We start from the raw sequence: 21,646 nt of genomic DNA, 5'->3' as shown, positions 1-21,646 counted from the left end.
CCGGACGCGACCTATGTCGCACGCGCACATCCGAGGAGGCCGGGCGGCAGTGATCATCCAATGGTGCGTCAAGGGCCTGCACCTACCGGACGACGGGACGGCCAGATCGCTGATCGACACGCGCGCCGGCCTCGTGTGCAACTGGTGGCGGGAAGTGCACAAGATCAGTCCGCGGGAGATTCGCGACCGGCTGACGCCGGGCAACATCGACCGCCACGTCAACCACTTCACCGAGAACGATCCCGCCACCGGGCTGCCGTTCTCCAGGCACAGCCCGTTCATCTCGCTGTCGGCGGGAACGGTGGAACGGGACACGCTCGCGGCCACGAACCATGTGCACCGGGCCCGAAAGACCGCGCTGTGGTTCGGCACGGAGTTCGGCAAGCACGAATTCGCCTACCTGTACACCTGCTGGGTGCTCCTCGCGCCGCGCGCGGCCGTCCGCATCGAGGGCGTCGCCGAGGAGGTTCGGGATCTCAACGCCTACCGGCGCTACTCGGCCTACCAGACCGAAGGGGAAGTGGCCGCCAAGGTCATCGTGCCGGACAACCAGATCGCCGCGTGTGAGAAGTGGGTGTTGGACCCGCCGGCCAACCAGTTCCGCAAGGTCTGGACCCAGCAGAACCCGCGCTTCAACCCGCCGGAGATCCTGAGCAACGTGCGGGAGCTGATCTGACATGGCCACCCAGCACCTGGAATCGCTCGGTCTCGACCCGGGGCAGGTCCGCAACGCGATCCGGTTCCACCGGGCCTACGCCGAAACCGCGTTGGCGGAACTCGAATCGGCCGGCTCCGACGACGCCGATCTGGCATTCACCCTGCGCGCCGACGCCGCGAGCGCGCTGCGCGAAGCCGCGCAGTGGGCGCTGCTCCTCGACCCGGTCCCGGCGACCCGGCTGCTCCGGCGCGCCGGCGACCAGTTTCTCCAGCTGGGGCAGGCGTTCGGCGCCTATCTCGAAGTGCTGGCCGGTGGGGGCAAGCGCGGTGCGGACCCCGTGGTGCTGGCGCAGGCGTTGCGCGACATGTCGGACCGTCCGCGGGACGACGTCGAGGACGAGTACCAGCCGATGCCGGAAATCCGCTTCCAGCAGCAACAACAGGCCTACCTCGTGGTGGCGGCGAGTGCGGTCGCCACGCAAGCCGACGGCCGGGCTGACGCGGACCGTGCCTATTCGAGCAGGGACGTTCTCGGCTCGGCGCTGGGCGAAAACCTGGAGACCTCGGCGCACAGCACGGGCGTCCTCCCGGTCGGCAGCCTCGGCACGCCGATCCACCGCTTCTGGTCGGTGGCCCGCAACCTGCTCGGCGACAGCGGTCAGGACGTCTTCGAGATCGCGAGGCATCTCGTCGCCATGTGCCAGGCCTACGAGGAGGCCATCAGTCTGGCCCGCGCCAACGACTACCTGTGGCGCAACGGTGCGGCTCCCGTCGACATCGCCGATCTGGACATCGCCGGGATCTCCGCGCTGACCGTCCGCCGGTTCGACGGTGACCGCCTGGAAGCGGCGCTCGCCGACGCGACGCTGGGCCGAGGGCTCAGCCCGATCGCCCGGGTTCCGTTCGAGCTGGGCATCTCACTGGCCGGGAGGTGACGGTGGACACGCAACTGGTCGTCCTGATCCTCGGCGCCATGGTGATCGTCGGCGCCGTGGTTCTGTTGTGGCGCGGGCAGAACCGTCGCGGCGCCGGCGGCCTGGAGGTCTCGCTCGCGGACATCTTCAAGCTGAAGCTGACGCTCTCACCGCAGAACGTCGACAGCGCGCGGGAAGCCGTCCGCGAAGCCGGCCGCGAGCGTGGCCGGGGTGCGGTCGAGCTGACCAGCCTGGGCCAGACCGGCGTCCTTGCCCGCGTCCTGTGGGTGGACGACGAACCGGACAACAACGTCTACGAGACGCTCGCGCTCGTGGAACTCGGCAAGTTCGTCACGACGGCGACCTCGACCGAGGCCGCTCACGAGTACCTGAGCCAGTTGGACTTCGCCGCGATCATCACCGACCTCAACCGCGACGGCGACCGGGACGCGGGTCTGAACTTCATCCGCGAGGTTCGCGCGAGTGGCAGCCGGACGCCCATCGTCGTCTACACCGGCGACGTCTCAACTGTGTCGGCGGCGGTCGGCGAGGCGGGTGCCGACGCCATTGTCGACCTGCCGAACGACCTGGTCGACGAAATCGTGCGCCGGACCGCGTAACGTGCTCGAAACTGCGCGTTGACGGCCTTGATCGCGCACAATCGAGCGTCTAAGGTCGGCGGAATGCTGCGCATCGGAGTAGTCGGCGTCGGGCAGCGGGCGCGCATGGCCACCCTGGCCAACCAGGCCGGGGTGGCTGAGGTCGTCGCCTGCGCGGACACCGACCCGCGCGGCCGGGCCGACGCGCGCGAGCTGTTCGGGCCGGCGGTGGTGGTCCGAGAGCGGTACGAGGACCTGGTCAAGGACGACCTGGACGCCGTGTTCGTGTTGACCCCTGACCATCTGCACGCCCGGCCGGCGAGGTACTTCCTCGAAGCCGGCGTCGCGGTGTTCGTGGACAAGCCGCTGGCGATCAGTCTGGCCGACTGCGACGAGGTGCTGGCCACGGCGGCCCGCACCGGCAGCCGCCTGTACGTGGGGCACAACCTGCGGCACCTGCCGATGCTGCGGCGGATGCGGGAGCTGATCGACGAGGGGGCCATCGGCCGGGTGAAGTCGGTGTGGTGCCGGCACTTCGTCGGCCACGGCGGCGACTTCTACTTCAAGGACTGGCACGCCGAACGGGCCAAGACCACCGGTCTGCTGTTGCAGAAGGGCGCGCACGACATCGACGTGATCCACTGGCTGGCCGGCGGCTACTCCCGGGACGTGGTCGCCATGGGCGGGCTGACGGTGTACGGGGACAACCCCCACCGCCGCGCGGACGACCCGGACGGCCGGCGGATGGGGGACTGGTACGACCCGGCGGTCTGGCCGCCGTCCCGGCTGCGCGACCTGCACCTGGTGATCGACGTCGAGGACCTGAGCATGATGCTCACCCGGCTCGACAACGGCGTGTTCACCAGCTACCAGCAGTGTCACTTCACCCCGGACTACTGGCGCAACTACACGGTGATCGGCGACGAGGGCCGGCTGGAGAACTTCGGCGACGGCCTCGACGGCGACGACGCGACGATCAACGTCTGGAACCGGCGAAGGTCCGGCTACCGGCGGGACGCCGACCTCGCGGTGCCCATCGCGCGGCAGGACCTGCACGGCGGCGCGGACCAGGCGCTGGTGGCCGAGTTCCTCCGCTTCGCCGCCGACGGCGGCCCGACCGATACGTCGCCGGTCGCCGCCCGGGAAGCGGTTGCCGCGGCGGCCGCCGCCACGACCTCGCTGCGGTCCGGGGCGACACCGGTCGCCGTGCCGGTGCTCGATCCGGCAGTGGCCCGGCACTTCGAGGCTGTGTCATGACCGGACGAATCTCGTTGCGACGCTTGACAAGCAACCGGCCAGGCCCTTTACTCGGGTGCACCCCGACGGGCCACGGCCCGCGGCGGCAGATGACACGCCCAGCCGGTATGCCTTGTGCGAGCCCGGACTGAGTCGCCAGGACGCCCGGCGTCCGAGGCGGGGACGTGTCCGCCAGCAGTCGGAGTTGGACGATGGCCCTGACTTCCCTGCCAGCCCTGGGTTTTGTCGCGACACTGGTCGGCGGCATGCTGTGCGCGTCCACTTCGGACGCGAGTGCGGCGGTGACCACACCGCCGGTGCATGCCGGGTTCGACTACCAGATCGGCAGCGCCTACACCCCGCCGTCCGGTGTCAAGGTGGTCAGTCGCGACCACGATGCCAGCCCGGCCACCGGGCTCTACAACATCTGCTACGTCAACGCTTTCCAGGCGCAGACCGGCGCCGACGGCGACTGGGACGCCGACCTGCTGCTGCGGGACGCCAGCGGCACAGTGGTCAAGGATCCCGACTGGAACGAGGCCCTGCTGGACCTGCGCACCGCCGACAAGCGCAGCCGGGTGGCGGCCAAGGTCGACTCCTGGATCGACCAGTGCGCCGACAAGGGGTTCAACGGCGTCGAGCCGGACAACTACGACAGCTACACCCGTTCGCAGAAGCTGCTGACGGCTGACCAGGCGCAGGCCTACATCCGACTGCTCTCGTCGCACGCGCACAGCCGCGGGCTGGCGATCGCGCAGAAGAACACCAGCGAGCTCGCCGGCAACGCCAAGGCCAACGGCCTCGACTTCGCCGTCGCCGAGGAGTGCGCCGAGTACGGCGAGTGCGGCGACTACGCCTCGGCGTTCGACAACAAGGTCGAGGTCATCGAGTACAGCGACAGCGGCCTGGCCAAGGCGTGCTCGAAGTGGGGGAGCACCCTCAGCGTCGTGGAGCGGGACGTCGACGTCACCGCGCCCGGCAGCGGCAGCTACGTCCGCCGAACCTGCTGATCATGGGAGCGCACCTCTCCCGCCGGGATGTGCTGCGCGGCCTGGGCATCACGGCGCTGGCCGGCGTCGTGGCCGGGTGCGGCGGCCCGGACGACGGCGTCGGCCCGGACGGCCGGGTGACCATCGAGCTGTGGCACGGGCAGAACGACTCCGGCCGCAAGGTCATCGAGGCGCTGATCGCCGACTTCCAGCGCGGCCACCCGGACATCGTGGTCGACACCAGCGGCGGCGCGCTGGCCGACGGGCTGCTGGAGAAGGTGATGACCGCGCTGGCCTCCGGCTCGCACCCGGACATCGCCTACATCTTCGGCGCCGACCTGCCGAGTGTGGCGCGCAGCCCGCAGGTGGTGGACATGACCGACGAGGTGCGCTCCTGGTCCGTGCCGTGGACCGACTACTGGCAGCCCGCACGCGACGCCGTCACGGTCAACGGCCGCGTGCGGGCGGTGCCGGCGGTGGTCGACACGCTGGCCGTGGTGTGCAACAAGACCCTGTTCGACCAGGCCGGCCTCCCGCTGCCGAAGCCGGGCTGGTCCTGGTCGGACTTCCTGGCCACGGCCAAGAAACTGACCGACCCGGCCGGTGGGGTGTTCGGCACCGGCTGGCCGGGCACCGGCGACGAGGACACGGTGTGGCGGCTGTGGCCTATGGTCTGGGACCTGGGCGGACAGATCATCGACGCCGACGGCACCGGCATCGGCTTCCGCCAGGAAGGGGAACGGGCGCTGGGCGTGGTTCGGCGACTGGCCACGGACAAGAGCGTCTACATCGACCCCAAAGCCGGCAGCGAGCAGCTGTACCAGGTGTTCGAGTCGGGCCGGATGGGCATGGTGATGACCGGGCCGTGGCAGCTGCCGGACATCATCCAGTCCGGTGTGGACTATCACGTGGCGCCGCTGCCGACGTTCGGCGGCAAGCCGGTGACCATCTCCGGCCCGGACACCTGGACGCTGTTCGACAACGGCCCGGCCCGGGTGCGGGCGGCCCGCACGTTCGTGCGCTGGCTGACCGATCCGGCCCAGGACGTGCGCTGGGACGTGGCCGCGGGCAGCCTGCCGCTGAGCAAGGACGCGGAGAACCGCAAGGAGTGGCATGACAACGCCGCCCAGACCGAGGGACTCTCGGTTTTCGTGGACGCGCTGACCTCGGCGCGGGTGCGGCCCGCCCACCCGGCCTATCCGCAGGTCTCGCAGGCCGTGGGCACGGCGATCGTGTCGATGCTGCTCAACCGGAGCACGCCGGCGCAGGCGATGCGGGCCTGCGCCGACGAGGCCGACGCGGCCCTGATCATTCCCCGCTGAGGAGGTGTGGCCATGCCCCAGGGTCTGCCGAAGCCGATCACCCTCGCGGGGGTCGACCGCCGTCCGTCCCGCCGCGCCCGTGGCGAGGCCGCCACCGCATGGGTGTACCTGTCCCCGGCGGTGGTGGTGATCATCGGCCTGAGCGTCGTGCCGGTGGTCTGGTCGCTGTTGTTGTCGTTGCAGGCCAGCGATCTGGTGACGCCCAGCCGGTTCGTCGGCCTGGACAACTACGCGGCGCTGGCCAAGGACCCGCACTTCGCCCAGGCCGTCGGCAACACGGTGCTGTACACGGCCTGCTACGTGCCGCTGAGCATCGTGCTCGGGCTGCTGCTGGCTTTGGCGCTCAACCGGCGGATCCGGTTCGTCGGCCTGTACCGCACCATGTTCGTGGTGCCGTTCGTGATCTCCGCGACCGCGCAGGGCGTGCTGTTCTCGTTCGTGCTGGACCCGCAGTTCGGTGTGGCCAACTCCGTGCTGCACCACCTCGGCGTCTCGCCGCAGGGCTTCCTCACCGATCCGTCCCAGGCGCTGGCGGTGCTGGTCGCGATCACCTTGTGGAGCGGCACCGGGTTCTGCGTGGTGATCTACCTGGCCGCGCTCCAGGACGTGCCGCCGTCGCTGATCGAGGCCGGCCGGCTGGACGGGGCCGGTCGCTGGCAGCTGCTGCGGCACATCACGCTGCCGGCCGTCGCGCCGGTGACGGTGTTCCTGCTGCTGTGGCAGGTGATCAACTCGTTGCAGGTGTTCGACCTGGTCTACGTGACGACCAGGGGCGGCCCGCTCGGCTCCACCACCGTGATCGTCTACTTCATCTGGGAGCAGGCGTTCAAGAACTTTACCGCCGGCTACGGCGCCGCGGCCGCGTACGTGCTGGCGGTCGTGCTGCTGGTCGCCGCGGTCGTGCTGCGGCTGGCCCGGCGGCGCACCCCGGAAGGAGCGGCGCGATGACCGCCACGATCGCCGTGAGCACCGTCGAGACCAGGGCGAAACGCCCGTGGCGGCTGCCGTTCAGCCCCTGGCACCTGCTGCTGGCGCCGCTGGCGCTGCTGTTCGTGATCCCGCTGGTGTGGCTGGTGCTCAGCTCGGTGATGAGCGACGCGGAGATCAACCGGTTCCCGCCGGCCCTGTGGCCGGCCGGCATCGACCTCGGCGGCTTCCGGTACGTGCTGGCCAACGCGCTGTTCCCGACCTGGTTCGGCAACTCGCTGATCGTGTCGGCCGTGACCGTGGTGGCCAACCTGCTGTTCGGGGCGCTCGGCGGCTACGCGTTCGCCCGGATGCGGTTCACCGGCTCGCGGGCGCTGCTGGCCACCATGCTGGCCACGATGGCGATTCCCTTCCAGCTCACCATGATCCCGACCTTCCTGGTGATGAAGTGGCTGGGCCTGATCGACTCGTTGGGCGCGCTGATCGTGCCGTCACTGGTCACGCCGCTGTCGGTGTTCCTGCTGCGGCAGTTCTTCCTGTCGCTGCCCCGCGAGCTGGAGGAGGCCGCCTGGATCGACGGCTGTTCCCGGCTGCGGGTGCTGTTCCGGATCGTGCTGCCGCTGTCCCGCCCGGCGCTGAGCACCGTGGCCGTGCTGACCTTTCTGAGCACGTGGAACGATCTGACCTGGCCGCTGATCGCGATCAACCACGACAGCCACTACACGCTCCAGTTGGGGCTGACGACGTTCCAGGGCCTGCACCACACCCAGTGGTCGGCGGTGATGGCCGGCAACCTGATCACCGTGCTGCCGGTGCTGCTGGCCTTCCTGGGCGCGCAGCGGGCCTTCATCCAGTCCATCACCTCCAGCGGTCTCAAGGGTTGAGCCATGCACCACGACTTCGACCTGCTCGTCGTCGGCGACGCCAATCCGGACGTCGTCATCGGCCCGGTGCCCGACCCGATCGAGTTCGGCCAGCGCGAGGTGCTGGTGCCGGCGGGGTCGATCGTGCTCGGCGGGTCCGGCGCGATCACCGCCTGCGGCGCGGCCCGGCTCGGCCTGCGGGTCGCGTTCGCCGGTCGGGTCGGCCGCGACCATGCCGGTGGCCTGGTTCGGGATCTGCTGACGGCCGCCGGCGTGGCGTGCTTCCTGGTCACGGACGACGAGGCCGGCACGCCGCTCACGACCGTGCTGACGCGGGGAAGTGACCGGGCGATCCTGACCGCGGCCGGCACGCTGGCCCGCACCGTGGCCGCCGACGTGCCGCCGGAGGTGCTGGCGACGAGCCGGCACGTGCACAGCTCGTCGTACTTCCTGTTGCCCAGGCTGGATGTTCCGGCGCTGTTCCGCGAGGCCCACCGGCATGGCGCCACGACTTCGCTGGACACCAACGACGATCCGGCCGGGCGGTGGGACACCGGGGACGTGTTGGCCGAGACCGATGTGGTGCTGCCCAACGCCGCCGAGGCGCGCAAACTCAGTCGGCGGGCCGATCTGGTCGAGGCCGCCGCCGCACTGGCCGAGGGCGGCCGGCTCGTCGCCGTGAAGAACGGCGCCGACGGCGGGTTGTCCCATGACGGCCACGAACTCGTTCAATGCCCGACCATCACGGTGTCCACTGTGGACGCTGTGGGGGCCGGGGACAGCTTCAACGCCGGTTTCATCACGGGACTGTTGAGCGAGCTGCCGGCCCACCGCCGGCTCGCGCTCGCCGTCGCGTGCGGCGCGCTCTCCACCCGGGCCGCCGGCGGCACCGCCGCCCAGCCCATCCTCGCCGAGGCGCTCGCGCACCTCCCGAGTCACGGAACGGACCAGACATGAAGATCGCCTTCGTCGGCGCCGGCAGCGTGGTGTTCACCCAGGGGCTGCTCGCCGACCTGTTCGCCTTTCCCGAGCTGACCGACGTGCGGGTCGCGCTGCACGACATCGACCGGGACCGGCTGGACACCGCGCTGGCCGCGGCCCGGCACATCGCCCGGGTCCGCGGGGCCAAGCCGGAGATCACCGCGCACCTGGAGCGTCGTCCCGCGCTGGACGGCGCCGACTTCGTGATTAACATCGTGCAGGTCGGCATGGGCGGGGCCACCCGCACCGACTTCGAGGTGCCGGGCCGGTTCGGCCTGCGCCAGACCATCGGCGACACCCTCGGCGTCGGCGGCATCTTCCGTGCCCTGCGGACGTTTCCGCTGCTGCGCGGCCTCGGCGCCGACATGGCCGCGGTGTGCCCCGACGCGTGGCTGCTCAACTACACCAACCCGATGGCGATGAACGTGCAGTACCTGGTCGAGGCCACCGGGCTGACCCGGGTGGTCGGCCTGTGCCACTCGGTGTACTGGACCGTGCGCGGGCTGGCCGACCTCGTCGACGTGCCGTACGAGGAGATCGTCTACCGCGCCGCCGGCGTCAACCACCAGGCGTGGATCCTCCGTTTCGAGCACGAGGGCGCGGACCTCTACCCGCGACTGGCCGAACTCGCCGAGCGGGACCCCCAGTTGCGGCGGCGGGTGCGGTTCGACATGTTCCGGCGGCTGGGTTTCTACCCCACGGAGACCAGCGAGCACTCGTGCGAGTACGTGCCCTGGTACCTGCACCACGACCGGGAGGTCGAGCGCCTGCGGCTGCCGATCGGCGAGTACCTGCGCATCGTGGCCGGGAACGAGGCCAGCTACGAGCAGACCCGGGCCGCGCTGGCCGAGGGCGAGCCGCTGCCGGTCGAGGGCACCATGGAGTACGCGCCGCAGATCATCCACAGCATCGCCACCGGCACGCCTCGGACCGTGTACGGGAACGTGCCCAATCACGGGCTGATTCCCAACCTGCCGGCGGGTGGGGCGGTGGAGGTGCCCTGTCTGGTGGACGCCACCGGGGTGCTGCCGACGCGGGCCGAAGCGCTGCCGCCGCAGCTGGCCGCGTTGAACCGGGCTTATCTGAGCATGACCGACCTGGTCGTGCGGGCCGCCGTCGAGGACGACCCGCGGCATGTCCGGCACGCGGCGATGGTGGATCCGGCGACCGCGGCGACGTTGTCCGTTGAGGACATCTGGCGGCTGTGCGACGACATGGTGACCGCGCACCGGGAACGGTTGCAGCCGGGGCTGCGCGCGGTGCTGGGGTATGGGTATCAAGGGGCCGGCGCCGGTGCTCTTGGGTAGATGGGTGGCGCCTGAGGCCGCGGGAGGGGGCGCGTGCCCCCTCCCGCGTGGACTCAGGCCGAGGTCGCCAGGGACAGGCCGAACTGCGCGAGGATCGGGTTGACCGGCTGGAACCACGTCTGGCCGCCGGAAGTGCAGTCGCCCCAACCACCGGAGGTCACGCCCTGGGCCTGGTCGCCGGTGATGAAGGAACCGCCGGAGTCACCGGGCTCGGCGCACACGTCCGTGCCGGTCAGCCCGTACACCGCGCCCTGGGCGTAGTTCACGGTCTGGTTCTGGGTCTGGACCGTGCCGCAGTGCCAGTGCGTCGTGGACCCGGATCGGCAGACCGAGGTTCCCGGCGGCGCCTCCCACGAGCCGCGCACCAGAGCGTCGCTCACCGTGCCCCAGCCGAGCACGACCGGCGCGTTCCACCAGCCGTTCTCGGTGTGGATGAAGGAGTAGTCGTTGCCGGGGAAGGTGGAGCCGACGAAGTACCCCATGTACGAGCCGTCCCAGCCGACGACGGTGCTGCCCGGCGTGCCGCAGTGGCCGGCGCTGACGAAGCCGCCCTGCACGGAGAAGCCGATGGAGCAGCGCACGTTGCCGTTGATGTAGTACGGGTCGCCGCCCACCGTGCCGGCGGAGAACGTCTGCGGCACGGCGTGCGTGTTCTGTTGCACCACAACGGGTCCGAGCTTCGCGGCGGCGGCGACGTACCGCTGGACCGAGGCGTCCGACCGGCTGACGGTGATCACCACGGAGTTGCGCCGGGGGTCGATGCCCCAGCTGGCGACGCCGGCTGGGGCCGGACCGGCGTCGAGCTTGTCCTTGGTGGCGGCCAGTTCGGCCCAGCTGTGGGTCGCGCGGACGACTTGGGCCCCGGTCGTGGTGACCGCGGCGTCGGTGCTGTGGTCGGTCAGGGCCACGGTCAGTCTGCCGCTGGCCGGGTCGAACCAGGATCCGGCGTAGGCCGCGCCGGCCGCCTGCTGGGCGGTGGGCGCGGTCCTGAGGGCCAGCTCTTCTTGCTGGACGCGGGTGCGTGCCTGCTGAGCGGTCAGGCCGAAGTCGTGTTGCATCGCGGTGAGCAGGTCGGGCGCCGCGACCGCGGGCGCTGTCGTCACGGCGACGCAGGCGCTTGCCGCGACCAGAGTGGCTAGGCCGAGATGGATCGGCTTCACAGGGGCCTCCTCGGTGAGGGGTGCTGTCACCGTGGAGGCGCGTGCCACCGACGGCCCGGCTCAACCGCGATTGCCGCTCGCGGTGCAGGTGGAGCCGGCCCGGCGGCCGTGGAACGTCGAGCCCCCAACGGTTTTTGATCGTTTCAACAGCCCTCTTGTTCGTACCTGGGGCCACCGTGTCGGGGCAATCCCGGCAAACGGTTTCTGTCCGGGACCGGCCAATATCGCTGCCTGAACTTCGAGGGTCAGTTGACTTCGACGCCGGCCGGATATCCCTGGTCCCGGCGCCACATGTCCGGGCCCTTGCCGGCGAACTGGTGCACGTAGCCGCACGAATCGCAGATCAGGGCGAGTGCCGACTGGTTCGCCCAGCCCAGGCCGAGGAGCTCCGCGCCGGTGCTGTTGAGCTTGACCTCGCGAGACCAGAACTCCCGGCCCCCGCAGACCAGGCACAGCAGCGCCCGACCGTGCACGGTGGCGAGCCGAGGATTCGAGTTGAACAAGCCCATGCCCCACATCATGCCAGGCAGCGGGCCCTCGTCCGCGCGAGACGGCCACCCCGCAGCACAAATCCTCGCGGCAGGACCGTTCGGCCGAAAGGGTGAACATGTGCGTATTCGATCTTTTCGACACAGCTGAATGCGTTGGCGGGCATAGAGTTTGCTTGATCAACAAGTCAGGGCTTCCCCAGGAGGCGATCGCCCTTCGTCGCCCCAGGGAAGGTTCTCGTGCCCGACTCCGCCACCGCCTTTCTGACGATCAGGGGCGAACTGGCCCCATCGCGGAGAAAGCGGACGTCGCTGCTGGTCGCGTTGGCCTCGGCGACCGCGCTGCACGGGCTGTCCTCGGCGTTGATCGCCGCGTTGCTTCCCGTGCTGCAGCAGCAGTATCCGGGTCGCGCGACCACGACCTGGATCACCGGCGCGTTCTTTCTCGCGGCGGCGCTCGCCGCGCCGACCGGTGGCCGGCTGGCGGATCTGCTGGGCGCCCGCCGAGTGGCGGTCAGCGGATTGGTGCTGGTCGCCGCCGGCTCGGTGCTGGCCGCCCTCGCCCTCACGCCGGTGTGGCTCGTCGCCGCGCGGGCGCTGACCGGTGTCGGCACCGCTGTGCAGTACCCGGCCGCGCTCGGCCTGCTGCGACGACGTGCGTCCACTGTCGACGCCACCGCCGGTCTCGCGCTTGTCGCCGTGGTCAGCGAGGTGGCCTTCGCCGCCGCGCCGAGCGTGGGCGCGGCGGTCATGCAGTGGGCGGGCTGGCGGGTGGCGATCGCCGTGCCGAGCCTGTGCGCGGTCGTCGCGGCGGTGCTCCTGCTGCTTGCCACGGGTCGGGAAAGGACGGTGTGGACGGGCTGGCGGAGCCTGGTGATCGCACTCGACCTGCCGGGCATGGCGTTGTTCTGCGCCGCGGTGATCATGGTGGTGACGTTCCTGATCACGGTGCCGCAGCCGCAGTGGCTCCTGCTCGCGGTGTTTCCGGTGCTGGCAGTGGCGTTCGGGGTGTGGGAGCGCCGGTTCGCGCCGGTGCCGTTCCTGTCGCCGCGCGTGGTGGCCGATCGCCATCTGGTGCTCACACTTGCTCGGACACTGGTGTTCTACAGCTGCTTCTACGCCGCCTTCTACGCGTTGCCGCTGTGGTTGGCCGCGCACGCCGTGCCGGCGGGCCGGATCGCCCTGGCGATGCTGTCGCTGCCGGTCGCCGTCGGCGGTGCCTGCCTGCTCGCGCACCGCGTCATACGCCGCGTCGGCGTGCGGGTGGCACTGGGCATCGGGGCGTTCGGTCTGTTGCTGGCCGCGGCGGTGCCGCTGGTGCCGAACCTCTCTCGGCTCCAGGTCGCGGTCGGGGTCGCCGTGTTGCTCGCGGTGCCGGCGGGTCTGGTCAACATCGCCAACCAGAGCGTGTTGTTGCAGGCCGCGCCGGTCGCCCACACCGCGGCGGTCGGCGGGATGTACCGGGTCGCGCAGTTCGTCGGCGGAGGTGTCGCGGCGGCCGTGCTCCAGGTGACCGGGGGCGAGGACGTGCTGCCCCGACTGTCCCCGCTCATCATGGCCGGCGCCGCGATTCTGATCGTGGCCAGCGTGCTCGCGCCGTCACGAGCCGGCGGTCGCTGACCGGGACCGGGTGCGCTGATCCGTCTACGCTGGCCATCGCCATCATCCGGACTGTTGTCCGGTCGTGCCCGCGAGAGGTGTGCCATGCCTGCCCGTCCCGACACCGGACCCGACTTCATCGAGGCGCTGGCCCGCGGGCTCGACGTGATCCGCTCCTTCCAGCCGTTGCGGCCGGTGATGACGCTCAGCGACGTGGCCACGGCGACCGGGCTGGCCCGGCCGACGGCCCGGCGGATCCTGCTCACCCTGGCCGAGCTGGGGTATGTGCGGCAGGACGAGCAGGGCTTCGCCCTCACGCCGCGGGTGCTGGACCTGGGCGTGGCCTACGTGCGGTCGACGGGGCTGTGGGACGTCGCCCGGCCGCACATGGAACGCCTGGTCGCGAGCACCAACGAGTCGAGTTCGGTGGCGCAGTTGGACGGCTCGGACATCGTCTACGTGGCGCGGGTCGCGGTGCCCAAACTGGTGGCGCTGGCCGTGCAGATCGGCACCCGGTTCCCGGCGCTGCAGACGTCGCTGGGCAAGGTGCTGTTGGCCGCGTTGCCCGAGGCGGAGGTGGAGGCCACGCTCGCGCAGCCGACCCGGTCGGGGCTGGTGGCGCGCTGGCAGCCGGACGCGGCCGAGCGCGACGCGGTGCTGCGAGACGTGCGGGCTCGTGGCTGGGCGATGACCGACGAGCAGTTGGCCCTGGGCATCCGGTCGATCGCCGCGCCGCTGCGGGACGGCGCCGGCCGGGTGGTCGCCGCGCTGAACGTGAACTGCCACGCGGCCGAGACCTCGGTGGACCGCATGGTGGAGCACCACCTGCCGTTGCTCCTCAAGGCGGCGGGGGAGATCAGCGCGGACTTCGCCCGGCTCGACACCGTGCCGCACGTCGTGGTCGCGTCCTGACCGGTCGGGGATTGACTCGCCGCGGGCGGCGTTGAAAGATGCTGGCGGACAGTCGTCCGCAGAGCGGACGAGTGCTGAGTCAAGGAGGCCGCCCGTGGCCACGCCCGCCGATGACCGCCGGCCCGTCGTGCTGCGTGGCGGCACCGTGCTCACCATGGACGGTCGGCGGCGGGTGCTCACCGACCACGACGTGCTCGCGGTCGACGACCGGATCGCCGCGATCGGCCCGGCGCTGGCCGTGCCCGAGGGGACGGTGGAGATCGACGCCGCCGGCGGCGTCGTCCTGCCGGGCATGATCGACACCCACCGCCACCTGTGGCAGACGGCCATGCGCGGCTACGGCGCGGACTGGACGCTGACGCAGTACTTCGTCTGGTACTACTTGGAATGGGGCAAGACCTTCCGCCCGCGGGACGTGCACGCCGGTAACCTGCTCGGCGCGGTCGAGGCGCTCGACGCCGGCGTCACCACCACCGTCGACTGGTCGCACGGGCTGCGCACCATCGAGCACGCCGAGGCCGCGGTGGACGCGCTGCGCTCGGTGCCGGGACGCTTCGTGTTGGCGTACGGCAACATTCAGGACAGCCCGGCGAACTGGACCGGCACGCCGGAGTTCCGGGCTTTCGCCGACCATCTCGCCGGCGACGACATGCTCGGCTTCCAGATCGCCTTCGACGTCACCGGCGACCCGGAGTTCCCGGAGAAGGCGGCCTTCGAGGTCGCTCGCGACCTGGACGTGCCGGTCACCACGCACGCCGGCGTCTGGGGCGCGACCAACGACGACGGCATCCGGCTGATGCACGACCACGGCTTCATGACGCCGCGCACGGTCTACGTGCACTCCGCGTCGCTGTCCACCGACTCGTACCACCGTATTGCCGCGACCGGCGGCTCGGTGTCGGTGTCCACGGAGAGCGAGCAGAGCGCCGGCCAGGGCTATCCGCCGACCTGGGTGATCCGCGCGCACGGCATCCCGGTGTCGCTGTCGATGGACACTTCCGTGTGGTGGAGCGGCGACCTGTTCTCGGCGATGCGCGCCACGCTGAGCGCGGACCGCGCGCGGGAGCACATGGCCGCGCACACCAAGGGGGACACCGTGACGCACTCCGCGTTGCGGGCCGAGCAGGTCGTGGAGTGGGCGACCATGGGTGGCGCCCGCGCGCTGGGTCGGGAGTCGGACCTGGGCAGCGTCGAGGTGGGCAAGAAGGCCGACCTGGTGTTGATCCGCAACGAGCACTCGCCGGCGATGTTCCCGCTGCTCAACCCGTACGGGCACGTGGTGTTCCAGGCGCAGCGCGGCGACGTCGACACGGTGTTGGTCAACGGCCGGATCGTCAAGCGCGACCACAAGCTGGTCGGCGTGGACCTGGCCGCGGTGCGTGCCGAGGTCGAGCGGACGGTGGAGTACCTGCGCGCGGAGCTGGGCGAACAGGAGTGGCAGAAGGGCATGAACCCGGACGTCCCGGCCGCCGAGGTGCTGGACAACCCGTACACCTACACCGAGTACCGCGGCGACACCCGGCCGGGCGGACAGTCGTCCGATGGGCGGACGCAGTGACGGACGCGGCGACGGGCGGCGGGCCGCTGTCCGGCCTGCTGGTGGCCGACTTCTCCCGCGTGCTGGCCGGCCCGTACGCGACCATGCTGCTGGCCGACCTGGGCGCCGAGGTGATCAAGGTGGAGGGCCCGCACGGCGACGAGACCCGCACCTGGACGCCGCCGGTCCGGGACGACGTGTCCACCTACTACCTCGGCGTCAACCGGGGCAAGCGGTCGGTGGCGCTGGACCTGCGGGACGACGCCGACGCGGCGCTCGGCCGGGAACTGGCCCGCCGGGCCGACGTGGTCATCGAGAACTTCAAGCCGGGCGGGCTGGCCAAGTACGGCCTGGACCACGCCACCGTCAGCCGGACCAACCCGGCCGTGGTCTACGCGTCCATCACCGGCTTCGGCGCCGGGGCCGGCCGCCACGTGCCTGGCTACGACCTGATGGTGCAGGCCATCTCCGGCCTGATGAGCCTGACCGGCGACCCGGACGGCCCGCCGTACCGGGCCGGCATCTCCGTGTTCGACGTGATGGCCGGAAACCACGCCGCCATCGGCATCCTGGCCGCGCTGCGGCACCGCGACGCGACCGGGCGGGGCCAGCACGTGGAGGTCAACCTGCTGTCCTCGGCGCTGACCGGCCTGGTCAACCACAGCTCGGCCTACGTCGCCGGGGGCACCGTGCCGTTCCGGATGGGCAACGCGCACCCGAGCGTGTTCCCGTACGAGCCGCTGCCCACCGCGGACCACGATCTGATCGTCGCGGCCGCCAACGACGGGCAGTTCCGCCGGCTCTGCGAAGTCCTGGGCCTGCCCGCGGTGCCCGACGACCCGCGCTTCGCCCGCAACGCCGACCGCACGCGCAACCGTGAGCAGTTGCGGCCGATCCTGACCGAACGGCTGGCGACCAAAGGCGCGCTCGAATGGTTCGACCTGCTCGTGACCGCCGGTGTCCCCTGTGGACCGATCAACACCATCGACGGCGGTTTCGCCATGGCCGAGCGCTTCGGCCTGGATCCGGTTGTGGTGGTGGGGGAGGGGGACCGCGCGGTGCCGACGACCCGGCACCCGATCCGGTTCTCGGCCACGCCCGCGGTCTACCGGCTGCCGCCGCCCGAGCTGGACGAGCACGGCGACGAACTGCGCCGATGGCTGAGCACCCAGACGGAGGCGGACCGTGTCTGACCGGCCGGTGTACGAGACGGCGCTCGGCGCGTCGACCAAAGACACGATCACCTTGCTGGGCAAGGATCTCGCCGAGGATGTGATGGGCAACGTCGGGTTCGGGGAGCTGGCGTTCTGGCTGGCGACCCAGCGCCGGCCCACCCCTGGCGAGACCCGGGTGTTCGAGGCCGTGCTGGCGGCGCTGGCCGACCACGGCTTCACTCCGACGGCGATCGTCACGAGGCTGACCTACCTGTCCGCCCCGGACTCGGTGCAGGGTGCGCTGGCCGCCGGACTGCTCGGCGGCGGCTCGCGTTTCCTCGGCGTCACCGAGGACTGCGGCCGGTTCCTGCACGACGTGCTGTCCACGGTGGAGCTTCCGGTCGACGAGTCCGGGTGGGACGCGCTGGCGTTGGCCACGGTTCGGGAACGGCGCGCCGCCGGCCAGTTCATCCCGGGCCTGGGTCACCACGTGCACAAGGACGGCGACCCGCGCACGCCCCGGCTGATGCGGATCGCCGCCGAGGAGAACCTGTTCGGCCCGCACCTGTCGCTGTTCGCGGCAATCGGTCGCGTGCACCCGGAGGTGCTGGGCCGCACCTTGCCGCTCAACGGCGCCGGGGTCTGCGGCGCGGCGCTGGCCGACCTCGGACTGCCGCTGGAGCTGTTGCGGGGCTTCGCTTTGCTGGCCCGCACCGCCGGGCTGATCGGGCAGCTGGCCGAGGAGCTGCGACGCCCGGTCGGCAACGACATCTTCCTGTCGGTGGACCTGAACAACCGGTCGGTGCCGCCGGAGCCGTACCAATCCTGATGGAGGCAGCCATGGAGCTGGTGACCGAGGACAACATCACCGAGCTGGCGGCGCGGCGCTGGGCGACCGCCCGGGATCCGCGCACCCGCGAGCTGCTCACCGCGCTGGTGCGGCACCTGCACGCGTTCGCCCGTGAGGTGCGGCTGACCGAGGACGAGTGGATGGCGGCCATCCAGTGGCTGACCGCGACGGGCCAGATCAGCGACGAGAAGCGGGAGGAATTCATCCTCACCTCCGACGTGCTCGGGCTGAGCATGCTCGTGGTGCAGATGAACCGCCGCTTCGACGAGGCCGCCACGCCGGCCACCGTGCTCGGACCGTTCCACATCGACGGCTCGCCCGAACTGGCCTTTGGTGGCGACATGTCCGACGGCGTGCCCGGGATTCCGCTCTACCTCAGCGGAATCGTGCGCTCGCTGGACGGCACACCGGTCGGCGGCGCGGTGCTGGACGTGTGGCAGGCCGACGCCGACGGCAACTACGAGTCGCAGTTGGAGGTCGACGAGGCGCGGCTGCGGGCCAAGTACACCACCCGCGCGGACGGCTCGTACTGCCTGCGCACGATCGCGCCGAAGGGCTACTCGATCCCGATGGACGGCCCGGTCGGCGACCTGATCCGGCAGACGGAGATCAGCCACTTCCGGCCCGCCCACGTGCACTTCCTGCTGAACGTCGACGGCTACCAGCCACTGATCACCCACCTGTTCGAGCAGGGCGCCCAGTACCTGGACAGCGACGTCGTGTTCGGCACCAAGGAAGAGCTCGTGGTGGCGTTCGAGCCGCGGGAACCCGGCCCCACGCCGGACGGCGGCGTGTCGGACGTGCCATGGGTCGAGGCGCGCTACGACTTCGTCCTCCAACCGGCCTGAGGTCGCACCGACCGGCTCGTCACGTTCGCGGTTTTTGTCGCGATGCCAACGGTTCGACGGGTTTTCATCGTCAACCTCCGAACCTGAGAGCCCGTCGGGAGCTGAGCTCCGTTCACACCGCGGGCCCGCGTAGACCGGACGAACGTAGGTGCCGCGGTCCGGCCGCCATCCTCTACCGTCGGCAACTGCTTGGGCATGATCCCTGCTCTGCACCAAGGAGTTAGTCGATGACCCTGCGCTCCCGTGCCCTGATTCTGGCCACGGTGCCACTGCCACTGCTCACCGCGGTCGCACTGGCCGGCACCGCCACGGCCGCCTCGTCGCTGGTCGCCATCCCCGGCAGCACCCTGTCGGCGGTGGCGCACAGTCCGCGCGTAGGCGCCCTCGACACCGAGCGGAAGCTGTCGGTCTCGGTGGCGTTGAAGCTGCACCACACCGACGAATTGACCAGATTCCTCGCCGATGTCGGGAACCGGCGTTCCGCGAACTACCACCACTACCTGACGCCGGCGCAGTTCACCGCGCGGTTCGGCCCGACCGAGTCCGACGTGCGCACGGTGTCGAACTTCCTGCGGGCCAACGGATTGAGCGTCAACTCGGTCAGCGGCAACCGCCAGGTCGTCACCGCCAGCGGCACCGCGGCCCAACTGCAGCACACCTTCAGCACCTCGATCGGCCTGTACCGGGACCCCGTCCAGAAGCGGACGTTCTACGCCAACGACACGGCGCCACAACTGCCTCATGATGTGGCCGCCGTGGTGCAGGGCGTCATCGGCCTGGACAACCACGCTGTCATGCACAAGCACTCCACCTCGCACGCGACCGCGGATCCCTCCGGATACGGGCCCGCCGAACTCCGTGGCGCCTACAACACCGGTTCGCTGGGCACCGGGTCTGGCCAGTCGGTGGCGTTGTGGGAATTCGACGGCTACCAGCAGTCCAACATCGCCGGCTACGACAGCCAGTACGGGTTGAACTCCTCGGCGCCGCAGACGGTCTCGGTGGACGGGGCGAACTACGACGCCAGCCCCGGCGACGGCCAGGGCGAGGTCGAACTGGACATCGAGATCGTGCAGGCGATCGCGCCGGCCGCGGCCACGTTCGTCTACGAGGCGCCGAACTCGGACCAGGGCGAGATCGACATGGCCAACCAGATCGCCACCGACAACCAGGTCTCGGTCGTGTCCATCTCGTGGGGCTCCTGCGAGCAGGACACCACCCCTTCGGCGATGACCAGCACCAGCAACGCGCTCGCCCAGGGCGCGGCCGAAGGCATCAGCTTCTTCTCGGCCTCCGGTGACGACGGGTCGGCCGACTGCACGCGCAGCCAGACCGGTTCCGGCGTGGACGCCGTGGACTACCCCGCCTCCGACCCGAACGTGACCGGCGTCGGCGGCACCACGCTGTCCGTCGACGGCACCAGCTACGGCTCGGAGACCGCCTGGAACGGCTCCGGCGGCGGCACCTCCACCGTGTTCCAGGCGCCGAGCTGGCAGACCGGCAACAGCATGCGGACCGTGCCCGACGTGTCCTCGGACGCCGACCCGAGCAGCGGCTACGCGATCTACTCGGCCGGCTCGTGGCAGGTCTACGGCGGCACCAGCTGTGCCGCGCCGATGTGGGCCGGGTTCGCCGCGCTGTACGACGCGCAGTCCGGCGGCAAGCTCGGCGCCGTGAACCAGGCGCTCTACCAGGTCGGCAACGGGGCCAACTACGGGTCGGCGTTCCAGGACGTGACCTCGGGCAGCAACGGCACGTTCTCGGCCGGCACCGGCTACGACCAGGTCACCGGTTGGGGCAGCTACAACGCGGCCGGCCTGGCCGCCGCGCTCAAGGGCTGATCCTCGGTCTGGACTGCGTTCTCGGCCGAGAGCGCGGTCCAGACCGGCCGGCACCGATGCCGGCGACGCGGCTCACCTGCTCCGATGTGGACATCGCGCCTGGTCAGCGCGGCTTCGTTTATGATCGCCGCTGATCAGCCACGCCCCGTCCACGAAAACGAGCACCGGTCGAATGAACTCCTTGTTTCTCGCGATCGCCGTCGCCCTCACGGTCCGATCGCTGACAGCGGCACTCTCGGACCGGTGGAACCTCGGCGCCCCCGTGGTCATGGTGCTGGCCGGCGTGGTCGTCGGCCTGATCAACGAGAACTCCATCGCCGCCCTGCTCAACACCGAAGCCGTGCAGCAGGCCGCGGAGATCATCCTCGCCGTGCTGCTGTTCACCGACGCCACCGAGGTCCGCGGCGGGCGACTGTGGGGCGGCTCGCCGGGGCTGGTCGCCCGGGTGCTGCTGCTGGCGCTGCCACTGAGCCTGGCGCTGGCCATGGCGTTCGGCTGGCTGCTCTTCCCCGACCTGCCCTGGCCGGTGCTGCTGCTGATCGCCGGTGTCGTGGTGCCCACCGACTTCGCCCCGGCTGAACGCCTGGTCCGCGACCGTGGGCTACCCACTCACGTGCGCAACGTGCTCAACGTGGAGAGCGGCTACAACGACGGCATCGTCTCCCCGCTCTTCCTCTTCGCGCTGATCCTGGCCGGAGACCACAACCAGGAACGCACGCCGCTGGACGCCCTGGGCACCGCCGTGCCGTTCGCCCTCAAGGCCCTCATCGTCGGCGTGGTGCTCGGAACCGCTCTGGCGCTGCTCATGAACCGCGCACACCTCGCCGGCTGGATGACCGAACAGTCCGGCCGTGTCGCCATTCTGCTGGCCCCGCTGCTGACCTACACCGTGACCGTCGCCATCGACGGCAACGGCTTCGTCGCCTCCTTCGTCTGCGGCACCGCCTTCCGCTACGTCCACCGGCTGGTCAAGGCGCGCCACCTCCGGACCGTGCCGGCCGGCCCCGGGGTGGACCGCACACGGGCCCTGAGCGAGGATTTCCGCCTGCTGGAGGACGCCACCTCGGTGCTGACCATGATCATGTGGTTCATGATGGGCATCGCGGCCGTGCTCACGGTCGCGATCGGCGTCCCGTGGCAGGTGCTGCTGTTCTGCGCGGTGGCGCTCACCGTGGTCCGGCTGGGGCCCGTGCTCCTCGCCCTCCTGGGCTCGCGGTTCTCCACGCGGGAGCGTTTGCTCGTCGGCGCGCTCGGGCCACGGGGAACCACGTCGATCGTGTTCGGGCTGCTGGCGTTCAACCGGCTGGCCGAGGGATCGACCGCCGACACGATCCTGGTCATCACCGTCACCTGCGTACTCGGGAGTGTGCTGGTGCACGGCCTGGGGGCTCGGCCGGTGACGCGGCTCCTGACGAGCGAACGCAAGTCCGCCCCACAACAGCTGTGACGTGACGGAACTCCC

Annotated in this window: 20 protein-coding genes; 18 read left to right on the top strand and 2 right to left on the bottom strand. The window is 70.7% G+C overall.

Translation table 11 applies throughout. The features are described from left to right. Window positions 1–49: 49 nt before the first annotated feature. The 10 genes from JJ691_RS16490 to JJ691_RS16445 all read left to right on the top strand — a co-directional run bounded on the left by JJ691_RS16490 (window position 50) and on the right by JJ691_RS16445 (window position 9,795). Window positions 50–676 carry a hypothetical protein gene (locus JJ691_RS16490; protein WP_211769635.1) on the top strand — a complete coding sequence of 209 codons (627 nt, stop codon included), beginning with the start codon at window positions 50–52 and terminating at the stop codon, window positions 674–676. Window position 677: 1 nt separating this feature from the next. Further along, window positions 678–1,592, top strand: coding sequence for a hypothetical protein (locus JJ691_RS16485; RefSeq protein ID WP_211769634.1), 915 nt, complete (start codon window positions 678–680; stop codon window positions 1,590–1,592). A 2-nt stretch (window positions 1,593–1,594) separates the two neighbouring features. Further along, window positions 1,595–2,191: a response regulator gene (locus JJ691_RS16480; protein WP_211769633.1), complete on the top strand. Its 597-nt coding sequence runs from the start codon at window positions 1,595–1,597 to the stop codon at window positions 2,189–2,191. A gap of 63 nt (window positions 2,192–2,254) precedes the next feature. Beyond that, window positions 2,255–3,427, top strand: a complete 1,173-nt coding sequence (locus tag JJ691_RS16475; RefSeq protein WP_211769632.1) for a Gfo/Idh/MocA family protein — start codon at window positions 2,255–2,257, stop codon at window positions 3,425–3,427. A gap of 191 nt (window positions 3,428–3,618) precedes the next feature. Then, a complete protein-coding gene (locus JJ691_RS16470; RefSeq protein WP_211769631.1) occupies window positions 3,619–4,416 on the top strand; it encodes an endo alpha-1,4 polygalactosaminidase in 798 nt (265 codons plus the stop codon). A gap of 2 nt (window positions 4,417–4,418) precedes the next feature. After that, entirely contained in the window at window positions 4,419–5,717 is a 1,299-nt protein-coding gene (locus JJ691_RS16465) for an ABC transporter substrate-binding protein (protein ID WP_211769630.1), read from the top strand. Window positions 5,718–5,729: 12 nt separating this feature from the next. Beyond that, a complete protein-coding gene (locus JJ691_RS16460; RefSeq protein ID WP_211769629.1) occupies window positions 5,730–6,665 on the top strand; it encodes a carbohydrate ABC transporter permease in 936 nt (311 codons plus the stop codon). Then, window positions 6,662–7,528, top strand: a complete 867-nt coding sequence (locus JJ691_RS16455; protein WP_211769628.1) for a carbohydrate ABC transporter permease — start codon at window positions 6,662–6,664, stop codon at window positions 7,526–7,528. The genes JJ691_RS16460 and JJ691_RS16455 overlap by 4 nt, the downstream gene beginning before the upstream one ends. A 3-nt stretch (window positions 7,529–7,531) precedes the next feature. Continuing rightward, a complete protein-coding gene (locus JJ691_RS16450) occupies window positions 7,532–8,464 on the top strand; it encodes a carbohydrate kinase family protein (RefSeq protein WP_211769627.1) in 933 nt (310 codons plus the stop codon). Next, entirely contained in the window at window positions 8,461–9,795 is a 1,335-nt protein-coding gene (locus tag JJ691_RS16445; RefSeq protein WP_211769626.1) for an alpha-glucosidase/alpha-galactosidase, read from the top strand. Before JJ691_RS16450 ends, JJ691_RS16445 begins: the two co-directional genes overlap by 4 nt. Before the next feature lie 53 nt (window positions 9,796–9,848). On the opposite strand, the gene JJ691_RS16440 is transcribed toward JJ691_RS16445, so the two are convergent. Continuing rightward, entirely contained in the window at window positions 9,849–10,955 is a 1,107-nt protein-coding gene (locus tag JJ691_RS16440; protein WP_442912728.1) for a S1 family peptidase, read from the bottom strand. A 245-nt stretch (window positions 10,956–11,200) separates the two neighbouring features. After that, a complete protein-coding gene (locus tag JJ691_RS16435) occupies window positions 11,201–11,464 on the bottom strand; it encodes a hypothetical protein (RefSeq protein WP_211769625.1) in 264 nt (87 codons plus the stop codon). Window positions 11,465–11,683: 219 nt separating this feature from the next. Here JJ691_RS16435 and JJ691_RS16430 point away from each other — a divergent pair, with 219 nt between their 5' ends. The 8 genes from JJ691_RS16430 (at window position 11,684) to JJ691_RS16395 (ending at window position 21,631) form a co-directional block, all read left to right on the top strand. Next, window positions 11,684–13,063, top strand: a complete 1,380-nt coding sequence (locus JJ691_RS16430) for an MFS transporter (protein WP_211769624.1) — start codon at window positions 11,684–11,686, stop codon at window positions 13,061–13,063. Window positions 13,064–13,147: 84 nt separating this feature from the next. Further along, window positions 13,148–13,954, top strand: a complete 807-nt coding sequence (locus tag JJ691_RS16425; RefSeq protein ID WP_211769623.1) for an IclR family transcriptional regulator domain-containing protein — start codon at window positions 13,148–13,150, stop codon at window positions 13,952–13,954. 154 nt (window positions 13,955–14,108) lie between these two features. Further along, on the top strand, window positions 14,109–15,512 hold the full coding sequence (locus JJ691_RS16420; protein WP_211771518.1) for an amidohydrolase family protein: 1,404 nt from the start codon (window positions 14,109–14,111) through the stop codon (window positions 15,510–15,512). Beyond that, entirely contained in the window at window positions 15,509–16,684 is a 1,176-nt protein-coding gene (locus JJ691_RS16415) for a CaiB/BaiF CoA transferase family protein (RefSeq protein WP_211769622.1), read from the top strand. Before JJ691_RS16420 ends, JJ691_RS16415 begins: the two co-directional genes overlap by 4 nt. Further along, complete coding sequence (locus JJ691_RS16410) at window positions 16,677–17,474, top strand: citryl-CoA lyase (protein WP_211769621.1); 798 nt, start codon at window positions 16,677–16,679, stop codon at window positions 17,472–17,474. The genes JJ691_RS16415 and JJ691_RS16410 overlap by 8 nt, the downstream gene beginning before the upstream one ends. An 11-nt stretch (window positions 17,475–17,485) precedes the next feature. After that, window positions 17,486–18,343: a dioxygenase family protein gene (locus tag JJ691_RS16405; protein WP_211769620.1), complete on the top strand. Its 858-nt coding sequence runs from the start codon at window positions 17,486–17,488 to the stop codon at window positions 18,341–18,343. A gap of 227 nt (window positions 18,344–18,570) precedes the next feature. Further along, a complete protein-coding gene (locus tag JJ691_RS16400; protein ID WP_249227977.1) occupies window positions 18,571–20,184 on the top strand; it encodes a S53 family peptidase in 1,614 nt (537 codons plus the stop codon). A gap of 172 nt (window positions 20,185–20,356) precedes the next feature. After that, complete coding sequence (locus JJ691_RS16395) at window positions 20,357–21,631, top strand: cation:proton antiporter domain-containing protein (RefSeq protein ID WP_211769619.1); 1,275 nt, start codon at window positions 20,357–20,359, stop codon at window positions 21,629–21,631. Window positions 21,632–21,646: the final 15 nt, after the last annotated feature.

This window comes from Kutzneria sp. CA-103260 (genome assembly GCF_018263855.1).
Taxonomy (GTDB): domain Bacteria; phylum Actinomycetota; class Actinomycetes; order Mycobacteriales; family Pseudonocardiaceae; genus Kutzneria.
The sequence above is the reverse complement of the archived record's forward strand: the minus strand, read 5'-3'. Positions and strand labels throughout refer to the sequence as shown.

What these genes read in the sequence shown, in the direction of transcription:
- JJ691_RS16485 (WP_211769634.1), top strand. Translation starts at nt 678, where the DNA reads ATGGCCACCCAGCACCTGGAATCGCTCGGTCTCGACCCGGGGCAGGTC.
- JJ691_RS16475 (WP_211769632.1), top strand. Translation starts at nt 2,255, where the DNA reads ATGCTGCGCATCGGAGTAGTCGGCGTCGGGCAGCGGGCGCGCATGGCC.
- JJ691_RS16470 (WP_211769631.1), top strand. Translation starts at nt 3,619, where the DNA reads ATGGCCCTGACTTCCCTGCCAGCCCTGGGTTTTGTCGCGACACTGGTC.
- JJ691_RS16465 (WP_211769630.1), top strand. Translation starts at nt 4,419, where the DNA reads ATGGGAGCGCACCTCTCCCGCCGGGATGTGCTGCGCGGCCTGGGCATC.
- JJ691_RS16460 (WP_211769629.1), top strand. Translation starts at nt 5,730, where the DNA reads ATGCCCCAGGGTCTGCCGAAGCCGATCACCCTCGCGGGGGTCGACCGC.
- JJ691_RS16455 (WP_211769628.1), top strand. Translation starts at nt 6,662, where the DNA reads ATGACCGCCACGATCGCCGTGAGCACCGTCGAGACCAGGGCGAAACGC.
- JJ691_RS16450 (WP_211769627.1), top strand. Translation starts at nt 7,532, where the DNA reads ATGCACCACGACTTCGACCTGCTCGTCGTCGGCGACGCCAATCCGGAC.
- JJ691_RS16445 (WP_211769626.1), top strand. Translation starts at nt 8,461, where the DNA reads ATGAAGATCGCCTTCGTCGGCGCCGGCAGCGTGGTGTTCACCCAGGGG.
- JJ691_RS16435 (WP_211769625.1), bottom strand. Translation starts at nt 11,464, where the DNA reads ATGGGCTTGTTCAACTCGAATCCTCGGCTCGCCACCGTGCACGGTCGG.
- JJ691_RS16425 (WP_211769623.1), top strand. Translation starts at nt 13,148, where the DNA reads ATGCCTGCCCGTCCCGACACCGGACCCGACTTCATCGAGGCGCTGGCC.
- JJ691_RS16420 (WP_211771518.1), top strand. Translation starts at nt 14,109, where the DNA reads ATGGACGGTCGGCGGCGGGTGCTCACCGACCACGACGTGCTCGCGGTC.
- JJ691_RS16405 (WP_211769620.1), top strand. Translation starts at nt 17,486, where the DNA reads ATGGAGCTGGTGACCGAGGACAACATCACCGAGCTGGCGGCGCGGCGC.
- JJ691_RS16400 (WP_249227977.1), top strand. Translation starts at nt 18,571, where the DNA reads ATGACCCTGCGCTCCCGTGCCCTGATTCTGGCCACGGTGCCACTGCCA.
- JJ691_RS16395 (WP_211769619.1), top strand. Translation starts at nt 20,357, where the DNA reads ATGAACTCCTTGTTTCTCGCGATCGCCGTCGCCCTCACGGTCCGATCG.